At 72.3% G+C, this 16,437-nt stretch carries 11 protein-coding genes; 3 read left to right on the forward strand and 8 right to left on the reverse strand.

What is annotated here, in order from left to right; translation table 11 throughout:
- Positions 1–85: 85 nt before the first annotated feature.
- The 7 genes from ACQF4J_RS33595 to ACQF4J_RS33625 are packed head-to-tail and all read right to left on the reverse strand — an operon-like array spanning position 86 to position 7,927.
- Positions 86–925, reverse strand: a complete 840-nt coding sequence (locus ACQF4J_RS33595) for an HpcH/HpaI aldolase/citrate lyase family protein (RefSeq protein WP_351562040.1) — start codon at positions 923–925, stop codon at positions 86–88.
- Positions 922–2,130, reverse strand: a complete 1,209-nt coding sequence (locus ACQF4J_RS33600; protein WP_351562037.1) for a CaiB/BaiF CoA transferase family protein — start codon at positions 2,128–2,130, stop codon at positions 922–924. The genes ACQF4J_RS33595 and ACQF4J_RS33600 overlap by 4 nt, the downstream gene beginning before the upstream one ends.
- Positions 2,127–3,056 (reverse strand): ribokinase, encoded by a 930-nt coding sequence (locus tag ACQF4J_RS33605; RefSeq protein WP_427167530.1) that lies wholly within the window; start codon positions 3,054–3,056, stop codon positions 2,127–2,129. The genes ACQF4J_RS33600 and ACQF4J_RS33605 overlap by 4 nt, the downstream gene beginning before the upstream one ends.
- Complete coding sequence (locus ACQF4J_RS33610) at positions 3,053–4,414, reverse strand: ADP-ribosylglycohydrolase family protein (protein WP_427167531.1); 1,362 nt, start codon at positions 4,412–4,414, stop codon at positions 3,053–3,055. Before ACQF4J_RS33610 ends, ACQF4J_RS33605 begins: the two co-directional genes overlap by 4 nt.
- Positions 4,402–5,568, reverse strand: a complete 1,167-nt coding sequence (locus ACQF4J_RS33615) for an ADP-ribosylglycohydrolase family protein (protein ID WP_427167532.1) — start codon at positions 5,566–5,568, stop codon at positions 4,402–4,404. The genes ACQF4J_RS33610 and ACQF4J_RS33615 overlap by 13 nt, the downstream gene beginning before the upstream one ends.
- Positions 5,569–5,576: 8 nt before the next feature.
- Entirely contained in the window at positions 5,577–6,962 is a 1,386-nt protein-coding gene (locus ACQF4J_RS33620; protein ID WP_427167533.1) for an ADP-ribosylglycohydrolase family protein, read from the reverse strand.
- Positions 6,959–7,927 carry an ADP-ribosylglycohydrolase family protein gene (locus ACQF4J_RS33625; protein ID WP_351562023.1) on the reverse strand — a complete coding sequence of 323 codons (969 nt, stop codon included), beginning with the start codon at positions 7,925–7,927 and terminating at the stop codon, positions 6,959–6,961. The genes ACQF4J_RS33620 and ACQF4J_RS33625 overlap by 4 nt, the downstream gene beginning before the upstream one ends.
- A gap of 269 nt (positions 7,928–8,196) precedes the next feature.
- Here ACQF4J_RS33625 and ACQF4J_RS33630 point away from each other — a divergent pair, with 269 nt between their 5' ends.
- The 3 genes from ACQF4J_RS33630 to ACQF4J_RS33640 all read left to right on the forward strand — a co-directional run bounded on the left by ACQF4J_RS33630 (position 8,197) and on the right by ACQF4J_RS33640 (position 15,342).
- Complete coding sequence (locus ACQF4J_RS33630) at positions 8,197–8,928, forward strand: VIT1/CCC1 transporter family protein (RefSeq protein ID WP_351562020.1); 732 nt, start codon at positions 8,197–8,199, stop codon at positions 8,926–8,928.
- A gap of 368 nt (positions 8,929–9,296) precedes the next feature.
- The gene (gltB, locus tag ACQF4J_RS33635; RefSeq protein ID WP_351562017.1) at positions 9,297–13,889 is read left to right on the forward strand and encodes a glutamate synthase large subunit; all 4,593 of its coding nucleotides are present in this window, start codon (positions 9,297–9,299) and stop codon (positions 13,887–13,889) included.
- Positions 13,882–15,342, forward strand: coding sequence for a glutamate synthase subunit beta (locus tag ACQF4J_RS33640; RefSeq protein ID WP_351562011.1), 1,461 nt, complete (start codon positions 13,882–13,884; stop codon positions 15,340–15,342). The genes gltB and ACQF4J_RS33640 overlap by 8 nt, the downstream gene beginning before the upstream one ends.
- A 221-nt stretch (positions 15,343–15,563) precedes the next feature.
- Here the strand turns inward: ACQF4J_RS33640 and ACQF4J_RS33645 are convergent, their stop codons facing one another.
- Complete coding sequence (locus ACQF4J_RS33645) at positions 15,564–16,430, reverse strand: rhomboid family intramembrane serine protease (protein WP_427167534.1); 867 nt, start codon at positions 16,428–16,430, stop codon at positions 15,564–15,566.
- Positions 16,431–16,437: the final 7 nt, after the last annotated feature.

The raw sequence follows: 16,437 nt of genomic DNA on the forward strand, positions 1-16,437 counted from the left end.
TCGTTCGACGGCGGGTCCCGGCGGGTTGGCAACGCCGGGACCCGCCGTCGTCGTTCTCGCCGTTGCGGCGGAAAGAAATGAGATGTCAGCGGCGGTTGGTCAGGGACAGAGTGCGTTGGGCCGCCGCCACCACCGCCGCGTCGATGAAGCGGCCGTCCGGCAGGGCCTGGGCGCCCTTCTCGCGGGTCGCCGCCTTCACGATCGTCTCCGCCTCCTCGATCTCCCGCTCGGTGGGGAGGTAGGCGCGTTCGATGATCGGGAGCTGGCGGGGGTGGATGGCGGCGCGGCCGAGGAAGCCGAGGGTGCGGCCGTGGGTGCAGGAGGCGGCCAGGCCCTCCAGGTCGCGGATGTCGGGGTGGACCGACTGCGGCGGCGGGGGCAGCCGCGCCGCCCTCGCCGCCACGATCACCCGGGAACGGGACCAGTCGAGACCCGCGTCCCCGCGTACGCCGAGGTTGGCGCGGAGATCCGACTCGCCGAGGGAGATGCCGCGCAGGGACGGGTGGGCGGCGGCGATGGCGTAGGCGTGCTCCACGCCCAGGGCCGTCTCCAGCAGCGCGTACAGGGCCGGGGCGCCGCCGGAGACCGAGGCGCGGGCGGTGGCCTTGGCGATGCGGGTCACCTGGGCCGGGGAGGTCACCTTGGGCAGCCGCAGGCCCGCCAGGCCGGGGAGCGGCGCGATCGCCTCCAGGTCCCGGGCCGCCAGGGGGCCGTCCAGGGCGTTCACGCGGACGTGGACCGGGACGGGCTGGCGGCAGGACAGCAGGTCGGCCGTGGCCTCACGGGCGTAGGCCTTGCGGTCCGGGGCGACCGCGTCCTCCAGGTCGACGATGACGACGTCGGCGCCGCAGACCAGCGCCTTGGCGACCACGCGGGGACGGTCGCCGGGCACGTACAGCCAGGTGAGCGGGGTCGGTGGCGTCATACGGCGCCCTCCTCGCGAAGGGCCGTCAACTCGGCCGCCGTCAGGCCCAGTTCGGTGAGGACCTCGGTCGTGTCCGCCCCGTGCGCGCGGCCCGCCCAGCGGATCGCGCCGGGCGTGTCGGAGAGCCGGAAGAGGACGTTCTGCATGCGCAGCGGCCCCAGGTCCGGGTCGTCGAGGGTGGTGACCGTGTCGAGGGCCTGGTACTGCGGGTCGGTCAGCACGTCCCGTACGTCCTGGATGGGGGCGACGGCCGCCTCCGCCTTCTCGAAGGCCGCCAGCACCTCGGTGCGGGTGCGGGCGGCGATCCAGGTGCCGACCGCCTCGTCGAGGACGTCGGCGTGCGCGGCGCGGTCGGCGCCCGTCGCGAACCAGGGCTCGTCGATCAGGTCGGGCCTGCCCACCAGACACATCAGCCGCTCGGCGACCGACTGCGCCGAGGTGGAGACGGCGACCCAGGTGCCGTCGGCCGTGCGGTAGGCGTTGCGCGGGGCGTTGTTGGCGGAGCGGTTGCCGGTGCGCCGCTGGACGTAGCCGAGCTGGTCGTACCAGGTCGGCTGGGGGCCGAGGACGGTGAGGATCGGCTCGATGATCGCCATGTCGACGACCTGGCCCTCGCCGGTGCGGTCGCGGGCGGCGAGGGCCGTCATGACGGCGTACGCCGTCGCCAGGCCGGCGATGGAGTCGGCGAGGCCGAAGGGCGGCAGCGTCGGCGGGGCGTCGGGCTCGCCGGTGATCGCGGCGAAGCCGCTCATCGCCTCGGCGAGGGTGCCGAAGCCGGGACGGTGGGCGTAGGGGCCGAACTGGCCGAAGCCGGTGACGCGGGTGAGCACCAGACGGGGGTTGGCGGCGGAGAGCTCCGGCCAGCCGATGTCCCATTTCTCCAGGGTGCCGGGGCGGAAGTTCTCGATCAGCACATCTGCCTCGGCCGCGAGCCGCAGCAGCGTGGCCTGGCCGCCCGGCCTGGACAGGTCGAGGGTGATGGTGCGCTTGTTGCGGCCGAGGATCTTCCACCACAGGCCGATGCCGTCCTTCGACGGGCCGTGCCCGCGCGACGGGTCGGGTCTCCCGGGATGCTCGATCTTGATCACCTCCGCGCCGAAGTCGCCGAGCATGGTGGCGGCGAGGGGACCGGCGAAGAGGGTGGCGAGGTCGAGGACGCGCAGACCGGCGAGCGGGGCGGTGCGGGGGGCGGGGGATGTGGTCATGACGTGTACTGGGCCTCGATCTCTGAGCGGTACGGCATCGACGCGGAGGCGCCCGGGCGCTGGACGGAGAGGGCCGCCGCGGCGGCGGCCCACCGCAGGGCCTCACGGATCGGCCGCTCCTGGCCGAGTGCGGTGGCGAGCGCGCCGACGAAGGTGTCGCCCGCTCCGGTGGAGTCGACGGCGGTCACCTGCGGCGCGGGGACGGCGAGGGGTTCGGCGCCGCGCGCGACGTACAGGCTGCCCGCCGCGCCGAGCGTGACGACCACGGCCGGGACGCTGTCCAGCAGGGCGATGGCCGCCTCGACGGCGTCGGTACGGCCGGTGAGGGTGATCGCCTCGTACTCGTTGGGCACCAACAGGTCGGTGGTGGCGAGGAGTTCGGCCGGCAGGGGCTGGGCGGGCGCGGGGGTGAGGATGGTGCGGACGCCGTGGGCCCGGGCGGCCCGCGCGCCCGCGACGACCGCCGGCATCGGGACCTCCAACTGGAGCAGCAGGGTGTCGGCGGAGGCGATCAGGGCTTCGTCGCCGGGGACGAGGTGGTCGACGGTGCCGTTCGCGCCGGGGATCACGACGATCGCGTTGCCGCCCTCGTCGTCCACGACGATGTGGGCGGTGCCGGAGGGGCCCTCGATGGTGCGGAGCAGATCGGTGTCGACACCCATGGGGGTCCCCCCGCCCGAGCGAAGCCGAGGGTGGGGGAGTTCGAGGGTGGCGCGCAGCCGGGGGCCGTACGCGTCGGTGCCGACCGCGCCGATCATCGAGACCGTGGCGCCCGCGTGGGCCGCGGCGATCGCCTGGTTGGCGCCCTTGCCGCCGGGGATGGTGCGGAACTCCCGTCCCGTCACCGTCTCTCCGCGCTGCGGTGCCTTCTCGACGTAGGTGACGAGGTCCATGTTCGTGCTGCCCAGCACGACGATGTGGGTCATGGGCGGGATGCCTCCCGGTGGGTGAGGTGGGCCAGGGTGTCGAAGCCGATGCCGTTGAAGTCGCCGACGGAGGTGGCGAGCCGGTTCTTGAGGGGGGCCGTCCAGTGGTGGGGGAGCGCGGAGGGGGTGCCGGCGAGGAGGGCGGCGATGCCGCCGGCGGTGGCGCCGTTGCTGTCCGTGTCCCAGCCTCCGCCGACCGCGCGGGAGACGGTGCCGGTGAAGTCGCCGTCGGCGTGGGTGAGGGCGGCGGCGATCAGGGCGGTGTTGGGGACGGCGTGGACCCAGTGGTGGGTGTCGCCGTAGGTGGCGTGGAGTTCGTCCACGACGGTGTCGAAGTCGGTGTGCTCGTGGGCGAGTCGAAGGGCGTGGCGGATCGCCTCGGACAGCCGTGAGCGGGGTGGGATCACGGTGAGGCCGGTGCGCAGACAGGTGTGGACGTCGTGGGTGCCGGTCGCCGCGCACGCGATGGTGGCCGCCGTGAACATCGCCGCGTAGACGCCGTTGGCGGTGTGGGTGAGGGTGGCGTCGGTGTGGGCCTGTTCCGCCGCGGCGGCAGGATTGCCGGGGTTGGTCCAGCCGTGGACGTCGGCGCGGATGAGGGCGCCGACCCACTCCCGGAAGGGGTTGCGGTGGCGGGCGGTGTGCGGGGGTTCGATGCCGCTGAGGAGATTGCGGCAGGCGACGCGCTCGGCCGTGAAGGTGCGGCCGGCCGGGAGTTCGTCGAGCCAGAGCCGCGCCACGTCGTCGAGGGTGAAGCGGCGGCCGTGGCGTTGCAGCAACAGAAGGTTGAGGAGCGGGTAGTTGAGGTCGTCGTCCTCCGGCATGCCGTCGATGTTCTCGGCGAGTGAGGTGGGGGCGGAGCGGCGGTTCCAGGGGTGGGCGCGCAGCAGGTCCTCGGGGACGCCCTTCGCCGTGAAGTACGTGCCGAGGGGCCAGTTGCCGGTGGACCGGGCCAGCCCGCGGATGGCTTCGAGGGGGAGTTTCTCCACGGGCTTGCCCAGGAGACAGCCGACCGCCCGGCCGAGCCAGGCGGCTTCGAGACCCGTCGCTGTCGGGGCCGGGTCGCTCACCGGCGTCGGCCAGTCCGGGCACAGCGCCCTGATCCCCGCCAGGTCCGTCGGCTCGGCCTCCGCCAACCGGTCCGGCAGATCGGCGAGTTCGTCCAGCAGGTCCTCGGCGAGTTGTCTCAGGTAGCGCGAGGGCCGGTCGGCCGACGCGCCTGCCGCGGTCGGGGCGTCCCTGCCGCCCGCCGCCCTCCACCGCGCCGCGATCGCCGCGGGCTCCCGGCCGTCCAGCCGTGCCTGGCGGAGTTCGTGGCCGAGCAGGTCCTCCGGCTGGACCCAGGTCAGTCGGAGCATCTCAGGCCTCCGATCTCGGTGAAGGCCGACTCGTGGGCCCTGCGGCGGCGCACGTCCCGTTCGAAGATCTCCCGGGTGACGTCGGTCAGAGACGCGGCCGGCTCCCACAGGTCCAGGCGGCTCGCCTCCGCCACCGTCTTCGACCATTCCTCCGGGACCGGGGAGCCCAGGGCGCCGGCCAGCGCGCCCGCCATGGTCGCGATGGAGTCGCAGTCGCGGCCGTAGTTGACGGCGCCCAGGACCGCGTGGCGGTACTCGCCGCCGGACACCAGCAACATGCCCAGTGCGACGGGGAGTTCCTCGATGGCGTGGAGGCGGGAGGGGCGGCGCGCGCCGAGTGAGGGCCGGCGATAGTCGGGGCCCACGGTGTCGTACGGGGTGACCGCCTCGCGGAGGGGGACCAGGGCGGACTCGAAGTCCGTGTGCCGGGCGGCCACTTCGCAGACCTGCTCGATCGCCGTGCGGGTGCCGTCCTTCGCCAGGGAGAGCGCCGCGGCGACGATCGAGTCCGGGGTCGCGTCCGGGGCGCAGGCCGCGGCCACCGCCGCCGCGAAGACGCCCGCCGCCTCTCGGCCGTACGACGACTGGTGGGCGCCCGCGACGTCGATCGCCTCGGCGTAGGCGCCCGGCGGGTTGGCCGCGTTGACCAGGCCGACCGGAGCCATGTACATCGCCGCGCCGCAGTTGACGATGTTGCCGACGCCGGCCTCGCGCGGGTCGGCGTGGGCGTAGTGGAGGCGGGTCACCAGCCACTTCTCGGCGAGGAAGAGGCGGTGCAGGGGCAGGGCCTCCCGCTCGAGTTCCGGAATCCAGCGGGGGTTGTTCATCAGGTCCGGGACCAGGTGGTCGGCGATCGCGTAGGCGTCCAGGTGGTCGCGGACGGTCGCGTAGACCCGTACCAGGGCGTGGGTCATCAACGTGTCGTCGGTGATGTGGCCGTCGCCCTTGTGGTACGGCGCGAGGGGGCGGGCCGTGCGCCAGGCGTCCCCGTTCCAGGGACCGACGACGCCGTGGACGCGGCCGCCGTGGCGTTCGAGGATCTGGGCGGGGGAGTAGCCCTCGACCGGGCCGCCCAACGCGTCGCCGACCGCCGCGCCCACGAGGGCTCCCGAGATGCGGTCCTCTAGATTTGTTTCTGGGTGTTTGGGCGTCATGACCCGAATCATCCCCCCGGCGGGGCCGGTTGTGCGGCTTCCAGGAGTTCGGCGAGTTCCACGAGGTCGGTACCGGTGAGGCGGGGAAGCGCGCAGCCGGAGAGCGTGCGGCAGGCGTCCCGCCAGCCGGCGGGGATCGACGCGCCGCCGCCCAGCGCGCCGGTCAGGGCGCCCGCCAGGGCCGGGGCGGAGTCGGCGACCCGGGACAGACAGGCCGCGGCCGGTACGGCCTCGGTGATACGGCCCCGGGCGGCGACGGTCAGGGCCAGGGCCACCGGGACCGTCTCGGCGGCCGCGATGCCGTAGCTGTAGACGTGGTCGACGATCTGGTGTTCCAGGAGGGGGACCAGGGCGAAGGCCGATTCGGTGTCGTGGGCCAGCTTCAGGGCGTGGCGGGCGTTGCGGCCGATCTCGGTGCCCTCGGGGAGCTGGACCAGGGCCGCCGAGACGCAGGTCGCCGCGTCCGCGCCGGTCAGGGCGAGGCAGACGGCCGCCGCCATCGCGCGGGCGCCGTGCACCCCGTCGCCGTCCTGGGTGTAGCGGGCGTCGAACTCGGCCAGGTCCGCGGCGAGTCGGGGGTCGCCGGGGTGGGCGACGGCGAGGACACAGGCCCGGACGCAGGCCGCGTCGTCGAAGTAGTGGGGGTTGTCGTGGCCGGTGGCGGGCGGGCGCAGGCCGGCGGCGAGGTTGCCGAGGCCCGCGCGGACGGAGATGCGGGCGCGGAGGGGGAGGACGGCGGACTCGACCTCCGGGGCGCGTTGTGCCGCGGCGGCCACCTCGCTCGCCAGGGCGTTCCAGGTGAGGTCGATGGCGGCCCTCGTACGGCGTTCCCGGCCGAGGTCGGCGAGGACGGTGTCGTCACCGGCGCGCAGGAGGGCTTCCGCGGCGAAGGCCGCCCATTCCGCGTCGTCGGAGGGGCCGAGGTGGAGGGGTTCGGGGGGCTGGTTGAGGGCGAGGGGGACGGGGAGGGTGGTCGTGGCGTTGGTCTCGGCGAAGGTGTCGAGTTCCCGGGTGAGGCGGCGGGTCCAGTCGGGCATGCGGGCGGCTCTGTGGCGGGCGGCGGGCCAGCCGGCGGCGTCGCCTGCGGCGAGGCCGAGGAGGAGGCCGACGGTTCTCCGGGGCCGGGTTCCGGTGCGGGCCTCGGCCTCGCCTTCGGCGGATTCGTGTCGATCCGCACCACCCGTGCGGCTTTCGTCGTCGGGTGCGGGTGGCCCCTGCGGTACGTCCCCGCCCCCGGCGACCGCGGGCTCGTACGGCTTCGGTGTGATCGTCTTTCCGGCCGGGGCTTCGTACGGCTTCGGTGTGATCGTCGTTTCGACCGCGGGTTCGTACGGGGTCGGCGTGATCGTGGGTTCCGTGGTCGTGCCCTCGTCCCAGGGGAGCGGGGGCGTCATGGGGTCGTCTCCGTCGTGGTCGTCGTCAGCAGGTCGGCCACCTCCAGGACGTGGTGCCCCGCCATCGCCGGCAGGCACCTTCCCCGGACCGGGCCGATCGCCGCCGCCCACTCCTGAGGGATCTCGGTCTCGCCCCGCGTCGCCCCCGCCAGTGCGCCCGCGACCGCGGCCGTCGTGTCGGCGTCGCGGCCCATGTTCACCGCGGTGAGGACCGCGTCGCGGAAGTCGCCGTCGGCCGCCGCGTACGCGCCGAAGGCCAGGGCCACGGCTTCCGGGGCCAGGTCGGTCCAGGGGTAGCCGCCGATGACGACCGCCGAGCGGACGGCCCGTTCGCCGCGGTGGGCCACCGTGACCGCGCGGCGCAGGGAGCGGGCCGTCCAGGAGTCGTCGGGGACGACCGCCAGGGCCGCGGCCACCACGGCGGTCGGCGGCGCCCCCGCCATCGCCGCGGCCACCCCGGCCGCCACCGCCTGGCCGCCGTAGATGCCCTCGCCCTCGTGGCTCACCGAGCCGTCGATCGCCGCCAGCCGGGCCGCCTCGGCCGGGCGGCCCGCTGCGAAGACGCCGAAGGGGGCCGCGCGCATGGCCAGTCCGTCGCTCCAGGCGTGCCGGTGCTGGGCCGAGATGGGGGCCGCGAGACCGCGGCGGAGGTTCTGCAGGGTGCCGCGTTCGCTGAAGCCCGCTCCGCGGAAGGGCCCCTCCGCGCGGTCCGCGATCCACTCGTGCCAGGCCGCCTCCACGTGGGCCGGGGTGAGGGCCGAGCCGTGGCGGGCCAGGAGCAGACTCGAGAAGATCGCGTACTCCGTGTCGTCCGTACCGGCCGGTTCGTCCGCGACGTAGCCGGTGATACGGCCCCAACGGGCCCGGATCTGAGACGGTTTGAGGTTCTCGGCGGGTGCCCCGAGGGCGTCTCCGACCGCCAGACCGAGCAGTGCGCCGCGTGCGCGTTCGCGGATCGATGCCATACGGGGCCTCTCCGGGAGGGGGGTCCCTTCAGGGCGCGGAGCCCTTCGTCCGCACAGGACGGGGAACCCTTTGCGGATAAGTCCCACCATCGGCGGTTGACCCCAGCCTCCAAGGGGCTCATGTCACCCGGTCGACATCGCAAAAGCGCAGGTTAGCCCAGCCTTTCCTTGCTGGCGGACGGGAATGCGAAGGCGTAGGTTCCGTGTTGTCGAAGAGTAGACGTTGTCCAAAGTTAGCTTTGGCTTAGCTTCCCTGGGGGACCCCCGCTATGGCGATCATCGAGACCGAGGCCACGCTCCACGAGGCGCACCGCGACAACCACACGCACCGGGACGTCAACGGAGGGTGGCTGCGGCCGGCGGTGTTCGGCGCCATGGACGGGCTGGTCTCCAACCTCGCGCTGATGACCGGTGTGGCGGGCGGGGCCGTGAGCCCGAACACCCTCGTGCTGACCGGCCTCGCGGGCCTCGCCGCGGGCGCCTTCTCGATGGCCGCCGGAGAGTACACCTCCGTCGCCTCGCAGCGCGAGCTGGTCGAGGCCGAGCTGGCCGTGGAGCGCGCCGAACTGCGCAAGCACCCGGCCGACGAGGAGGCCGAGCTCGCGGCGCTGTACGAGGCCCGGGGCGTCGAGCCCGCGCTGGCCCGGGAGGTCGCCCGGCAGCTGTCGAAGGACCCCGAGCAGGCCCTGGAGATCCACGCCCGTGAGGAGCTCGGGATCGACCCCGGGGACCTGCCCTCGCCGCTCGTCGCCGCCGTGTCGTCGTTCGGCTCCTTCGCGCTGGGCGCCCTGCTGCCCGTCCTGCCGTACCTGCTCGGTGCGACCGCGCTGTGGCCGGCCCTGCTGCTCGCGCTGTTCGGGCTGTTCGCGTGCGGTGCGGTGGTGGCCCGGGTGACCGCGCGGAGCTGGTGGTACAGCGGGCTGCGGCAGCTCGCCCTGGGTGGTGCCGCGGCGGGTGTGACGTACGCCCTGGGCAGCTTCTTCGGAACGACCGTAGGATAGTGCGGCTGGTACTTATGCGTTGGGCCGCATAAGTAGCCGTTACTCGCTGGTTTCGAATGCTTAACCACCGGGCATGAGCCGTAAGCGCTGTGGGCAATGAAGCCTGCCGCGCACTCGCGGGAAGGGCGACGCAGCCCTCCCCGCCTTCCGGGTCGACGGACACCGATCTGTCCCGTTCGGCCCCCATAGCTTCCACCGCGGGCGCGGTACCCGGTCGCAGCCGCGCGGTGTCCGCATGTTGGAACGGATTATCCCGGTTCCCGAGAACCGCTCCATCATGTAACCTGCACGAAATTTTGCACTCCGCAGAGGGCCAACGTCGTCCCTCGGCAATCTGCATGCCACTTGAGACGACGACGGGAGAGCCGATGCGTACGCCGCGCCAGCCGTCCCAGCATTCCGCGAATGGCCAGAACTGGTCCTTCATGGATGCTCGCCCTGCTGCGCAGGGTATGTACGACCCCCGCTTCGAGCGCGACGCGTGCGGCGTCGGCTTCGTGGCCACCCTCACCGGCGAGGCGTCCCACACCCTGGTCGAGCAGGCCCTGACCGTCCTGCGCAACCTGGAGCACCGCGGTGCCACCGGCTCGGAGCCGGACTCCGGCGACGGCGCCGGCATCCTCTCCCAGGTGCCCGACGCCTTCTTCCGCGAGGTGGCCGGATTCGAGCTGCCCGAGGCGGGCGGCTACGCCGTCGGTATCGCCTTCCTGCCCGAGGACGGGACCGCCGAGGCCGTCTCACGCATCGAGACGATCGCCGCCGACGAGGGCCTCACGGTGCTCGGCTGGCGCGAGGTCCCGGTCGCCCCCGAGCTGCTGGGTGCCACCGCCCGTTCGACGATGCCCGCCTTCCGGCAGATCTTCGTCACGGACGGCGCGTCGCAGGGCATCACCCTCGACCGCAAGGCGTTCGCGCTGCGCAAGCGCGCCGAGCGCGAGGTCGGCGTCTACTTCCCGTCGCTGTCGGCCCGCACCATCGTCTACAAGGGCATGCTGACCACCGGCCAGCTGGAGCCCTTCTTCCCGGACCTGTCCGACCGCCGCTTCGCGTCGGCCATCGCGCTGGTCCACTCGCGCTTCTCCACGAACACCTTCCCCTCGTGGCCGCTCGCGCACCCCTACCGCTTCGTCGCGCACAACGGTGAGATCAACACCGTCCAGGGCAACCGCAACTGGATGCGCGCCCGCGAGTCCCAGCTGGTCTCCGACCTGTTCGGCGACAAGGGCCTGGAGCGCGTCTTCCCGATCTGCACGCCGGACGCCTCCGACTCCGCGACCTTCGACGAGGTGCTCGAACTCCTGCACCTGGGCGGCCGTTCGCTGCCGCACTCCGTGCTGATGATGATCCCGGAGGCGTGGGAGAACCACGACTCCATGGACCCGACCCGGCGCGCTTTCTACCAGTTCCACTCCACGATGATGGAGCCCTGGGACGGCCCGGCCTGTGTCACCTTCACCGACGGCACCCAGGTCGGCGCGGTCCTCGACCGCAACGGCCTGCGCCCCGGCCGCTACTGGGTCACCGACGACGGCCTCGTCGTCCTCGGCTCCGAGGTCGGCGTCCTCGACATCGACCCCGCCAAGGTCGTCCGCAAGGGCCGCCTGCAGCCCGGCCGCATGTTCCTCGTCGACACCGCCGAGCACCGCATCATCGAGGACGACGAGATCAAGGCCGGTCTCGCCGCCGAGCACCCCTACGCCGAGTGGCTGGAGGCCGGGGAGATCGAGCTCTCCGACCTGCCCGAGCGCGAGCACATCGTCCACACCCACGCCTCGGTCACCCGCCGCCAGCAGACCTTCGGTTACACCGAGGAAGAGCTGCGCGTCATCCTGGCGCCGATGGCCAAGGCCGGTGCCGAGCCCATCGGTTCGATGGGCACGGACTCGCCGATCGCCGCGCTGTCCTCGCGCCCGCGCCTGCTCTTCGACTACTTCACCCAGCTGTTCGCGCAGGTCACCAACCCGCCGCTGGACGCGATCCGCGAGGAGCTCGTGACCTCGCTGCGCTCCTCCCTGGGCCCGCAGGGCAACCTGCTCGACCCGACGGCCGCCTCCTGTCGCTCGGTCACCCTGCCCTTCCCGGTGATCGACAACGACGAGCTGGCCAAGCTCATCCACATCAACGCCGACGGCGACATGCCCGGCTTCAAGGCCGCGACGCTCTCCGGCCTGTACCGGGTCTCCGGCGGCGGCGACGCCCTCGCCGCCCGCATCGAGGAGATCTGCGCCGAGGCCGACGCGGCCATAGACAACGGCGCCCGCCTGATCGTCCTGTCGGACCGCCACTCCGACGCCGAGCACGCGCCGATCCCGTCGCTGCTGCTCACCGCGGCCGTCCACCACCACCTCATCCGCACCAAGCAGCGCACCCACGTGGGCCTGCTGGTCGAGGCCGGTGACGTCCGCGAGGTCCACCACGTGGCCCTGCTCATCGGCTACGGCGCCGCGGCCGTGAACCCGTACCTGGCGATGGAGTCGGTCGAGGACCTGGTCCGCGCCGGCACCTTCCTGTCGGACATCGAGGCCGAGCAGGCCATCCGCAACCTGATCTACGCCCTCGGCAAGGGCGTCCTGAAGGTCATGTCCAAGATGGGCATCTCGACCGTCGCCTCCTACCGCGGCGCCCAGGTCTTCGAGGCCGTCGGTCTCGACGACGCCTTCGTCGAGAAGTACTTCAACGGCACGGCCACCAAGATCGGCGGCGTCGGCATCGACGTCATCGCCAAGGAGGTCGCCGCCCGCCACGCCAAGGCCTACCCGGCCTCCGGCATCGCTCCCGCGCACCGCGCGCTCGACATCGGCGGCGAGTACCAGTGGCGCCGCGAGGGCGAGCCCCACCTGTTCGACCCGGAGACGGTCTTCCGCCTCCAGCACTCCACGCGCACCGGCCGCTACGACATCTTCAAGAAGTACACCGAGCGCGTGAACGAGCAGTCCGAGCGCCTGATGACGCTGCGCGGCCTGTTCGGCTTCAAGTCCGGCCGCGAGCCGATCTCCATCGACGAGGTCGAGCCGGTCTCCGAGATCGTCAAGCGGTTCTCGACCGGCGCCATGTCGTACGGCTCCATCTCGCGCGAGGCGCACGAGACCCTCGCCATCGCCATGAACCAGCTGGGCGGCAAGTCCAACACCGGTGAGGGCGGCGAGGACCCGGACCGTCTCTACGACCCGGCCCGCCGGTCCGCCATCAAGCAGGTCGCCTCCGGCCGCTTCGGCGTCACCAGCGAGTACCTGGTCAACGCGGACGACATCCAGATCAAGATGGCCCAGGGCGCCAAGCCCGGCGAGGGCGGCCAGCTGCCCGGCCACAAGGTGTACCCGTGGGTCGCCAAGACGCGTCACTCGACGCCGGGCGTGGGCCTGATCTCCCCGCCGCCGCACCACGACATCTACTCCATCGAGGACCTGGCCCAGCTGATCCACGACCTGAAGAACGCGAACCCGCAGGCGCGGATTCACGTCAAGCTGGTCTCCGAGGTCGGCGTCGGCACGGTCGCGGCGGGTGTGTCCAAGGCGCACGCGGACGTCGTGCTCATCTCCGGTCACGACGGCGGCACGGGTGCGTCCCCGCTGACCTCGCTGAAGCACGCGGGCGGCCCCTGGGAACTCGGTCTCGCCGAGACCCAGCAGACCCTGCTGCTCAACGGCCTGCGCGACCGGATCGTGGTGCAGACGGACGGCCAGCTCAAGACCGGCCGTGACGTCGTCATCGCCGCGCTGCTCGGCGCCGAGGAGTTCGGTTTCGCGACCGCGCCGCTCGTCGTCTCCGGCTGCGTCATGATGCGCGTCTGCCACCTGGACACCTGCCCGGTCGGCATCGCCACCCAGAACCCGGTCCTGCGCGACCGCTTCTCCGGCAAGGCCGAGTACGTCGTCAACTTCTTCCAGTACATCGCCCAGGAGGTCCGCGAGATCCTCGCCGAGCTCGGCTTCCGCTCCATCGAGGAGGCGGTCGGCCACGCCGAGGCGCTGGACGTGACCCGCGCGGTGAACCACTGGAAGGCGCAGGGCCTGGACCTGGAGCCGCTGTTCCACGTGCCCGAGCTGCCCGAGGGCGCGGTGCGCCACCAGCTGATCGAGCAGGACCACGGCCTGGCGAAGGCGCTCGACAACGAGCTCATCAGGCTCGCCGCCGACGCCCTGGCCGCGGACTCCGCGAACGACGCCCAGCCGGTGCGCGCCCAGGTCGCCATCCGCAACATCAACCGCACGGTCGGCACCATGCTCGGCCACGAGGTGACGAAGAAGTTCGGCGGGGCCGGTCTGCCCGACGACACCGTCGACATCACCTTCACCGGTTCCGCGGGCCAGTCCTTCGGCGCCTTCCTCCCGCGCGGTGTCACACTGCGCCTGGAGGGCGACGCCAACGACTACGTCGGCAAGGGCCTGTCCGGCGGCCGCGTGATCGTGCGTCCCGACCGGGCCGCCGACCACCTCGCCGAGTACTCGACGATCGCGGGCAACACCATCGCCTACGGCGCGACCGGCGGCGAGCTGTACCTGCGCGGTCGTACCGGTGAGCGGTTCTGTGTCCGCAACTCCGGTGCGCTGGTGGTCTCCGAGGGCGTGGGCGACCACGGCTGCGAGTACATGACCGGCGGTCACGCGGTGGTGCTCGGCCCGACGGGCCGCAACTTCGCGGCCGGCATGTCCGGCGGCATCGCCTACGTGATCGACCTCGACCGCGACAACGTCAACGTCGGCAACGTCGACGCCGTCGAGGCGCTGGACGACACCGACAAGCAGTGGCTGCACGACGTCGTGCGCCGGCACCAGGAGGAGACCGGCTCCACGGTCGCCGAGAAGCTGCTGGCCGAGTGGGACACCGCCGTGGACCGCTTCAGCAAGATCATCCCCAGCACGTACAAGGCAGTGCTCGCCGCCAAGGACGCCGCCGAGCAGGCGGGACTCTCCGAGTCCGAGATCACCGAGAAGATGATGGAGGCGGCGATCAATGGCTGACCCGAAGGGCTTTTTGAACCACGGCCGCGAGGTCGCCAAGTCCCGTCCCGTCGAGGAGCGCGTCAAGGACTGGAACGAGGTCTACGTCCCCGGCTCCCTGCTGCCGATCATCAGCAAGCAGGCCGGCCGGTGCATGGACTGCGGCATCCCGTTCTGCCACAACGGCTGTCCGCTGGGGAACCTGATCCCCGAGTGGAACGACTACGCCTACCGCGAGGACTGGACGGCGGCCTCCGAGCGCCTGCACGCCACGAACAACTTCCCGGAGTTCACGGGCCGTCTGTGCCCGGCTCCCTGTGAGTCGGCGTGTGTGCTCGGCATCAACCAGCCGGCCGTCACCATCAAGAACGTCGAGGTCTCGATCATCGACAAGGCGTGGGACGCCGGCACGGTCGCCGCGCAGATCCCCGAGCGCCTGTCGGGCAAGACGGTCGCCGTCATCGGTTCGGGCCCGGCCGGCCTGGCCGCCGCCCAGCAGCTGACGCGGGCGGGCCACACCGTCGCCGTCTACGAGCGCGCCGACCGCATCGGAGGCCTTCTCCGCTACGGCATCCCCGAGTTCAAGATGGAGAAGCGGCACATCAACCGCCGTATCGAGCAGATGCGCGCGGAGGGCACCCGCTTCCGTACCGGCATCGAGATCGGCCGCGACCTCAAGGCGACCGACCTGAAGAAGCGGTACGACGCGGTCGTCATCGCCGCCGGTGCCACCACCGCCCGTGATCTTCCCGTCCCCGGCCGGGAGTTGAAGGGCGTCTACCAGGCCATGGAGTACCTGCCGCTGGCCAACAAGGTCCAGGAGGGCGACTACGTCACCTCGCCGATCTCGGCCGAGGGCAAGCACGTCGTGGTCATCGGCGGTGGCGACACCGGCGCCGACTGCGTGGGCACCGCCCACCGACAGGGCGCGGCCTCCGTCACGCAGCTGGAGATCATGCCCCGCCCGGGCGAGGAGCGGAACCCGGGCCAGCCCTGGCCCACGTTCCCGATGCTGTACAAGGTGACGTCCGCGCACGAGGAGGGCGGCGAGCGGGTCTACTCCGTCTCCACGACCCACTTCGAGGGCGACGAGGACGGCAACGTCCAGTGGCTGCACCTCACCGAGGTCGAGTTCGTCGACGGCAGGCTGACCCCGAAGCCGGGTACCGAGCGCAAGATCCCGGCCCAGCTGGTGACGCTGGCCATGGGCTTCACCGGAACCGACCGGGAGAACGGCCTGGTCGAGCAGTTCGGCCTGGAGCTGGACGAGCGCGGCAACATCGCCCGCGACGCCGACTTCCAGACCAACGTGCCGGGTGTCTTCGTCGCCGGTGACGCCGGCCGCGGTCAGTCGCTCATCGTGTGGGCGATCGCCGAGGGCCGCTCCGCCGCCCGCGGCTGCGACCGCTTCCTGACCGGTGCGAGCGACCTGCCGGCCCCGATCCGGCCGACGGACCGCTCCCTGATGGTCTGACGGCCGGTCACCAAAGCGTCCCGTACAAAGGCGTACGGAACTGAGCGCGACGCCCGCCCCATTGTCCCCGACCGGACGCGGGGCGGGCGTCGCGATGCTTTCACGGCCTCGAGACGACCGTGCGACCGATGGAACAAAGGGAAGGGGCATGTTGCTTCCGCACTTCGGTCGCACATACCGGCGGCTGGTGGGGGATGAGCGTGGGGCCCTGAGCCGGGTGCTCAGATCGTCAGCTCCGCGGCCTTCGCCATCGCCAGGATCACCAGCAGCGCCAGCAGGGCGAGGCAGGCGCCGACCTGGACGAGGGTGCGGCGGCTGTCACGCGGGGCGTAGGCGTACGCCAGTGTCACCACGCCGCCCGCCAGCAGGCCGCCGAGGTGGCCCTGCCAGGAGGTGGCCCAGGCGGAGACCACCAGCCACAGCAGCAGGCCCGCCATGAAGCGGTTGACGGCGTTCATGTCGGCACCCAGGCGCCGGGCCATGACGTAGTACGCGGCCCCGAGCCCGAAGATCGCGCCGGACGCTCCCAGCGTGGGCGTGGTCGGCGCGATCAGCAGGACGAGGACCGAACCGCCCAGCGCCGACAGCAGGTACAGCGCGAGATAGCGGACCCGGCCGAGCTGCATCTCGACCACCCGGCCGATGTTCCACAGCGACACCATGTTCATCACGATGTGCAGGATGCCGAACGTGCCGTCGGTGGGCGGCAGATGGAGGAACGCGCCGGTCAGCAGGCGGTACCACTCGCCGTGGGCGACACCCTCGGGAAGGTAGCCGGCAGGCACCGTGCCCAGCATGTCGAACCGGTCCACGATCGACGGCCGCACCATCTCGCCGAGATACGTCAGCACGTTCAGCGCGACGAGCACGTACGTCACCGTCGGCGCCGAGGCGATCCGGCCGCCGAACGCCGTCCGGGCCTGCCGTACCGACCGGGCCCCCTCCCGCACGCACTCCGGGCACTGGTGGCCGACGGCCGCCTCCCGCATGCAGTCGGGGCAGATGTAACGGTCGCAGCGGGTGCAGCGGACGTGGCACTCCACCCTGGGATGGCGGTAGCAGGTGGTGACGGTGGACTCGGACTCCACGGCCGGC

Origin of the sequence: Streptomyces sp. C1-1 (genome assembly GCF_050214755.1) — a bacterium.
Classification (GTDB): Bacteria; Actinomycetota; Actinomycetes; order Streptomycetales; family Streptomycetaceae; genus Streptomyces.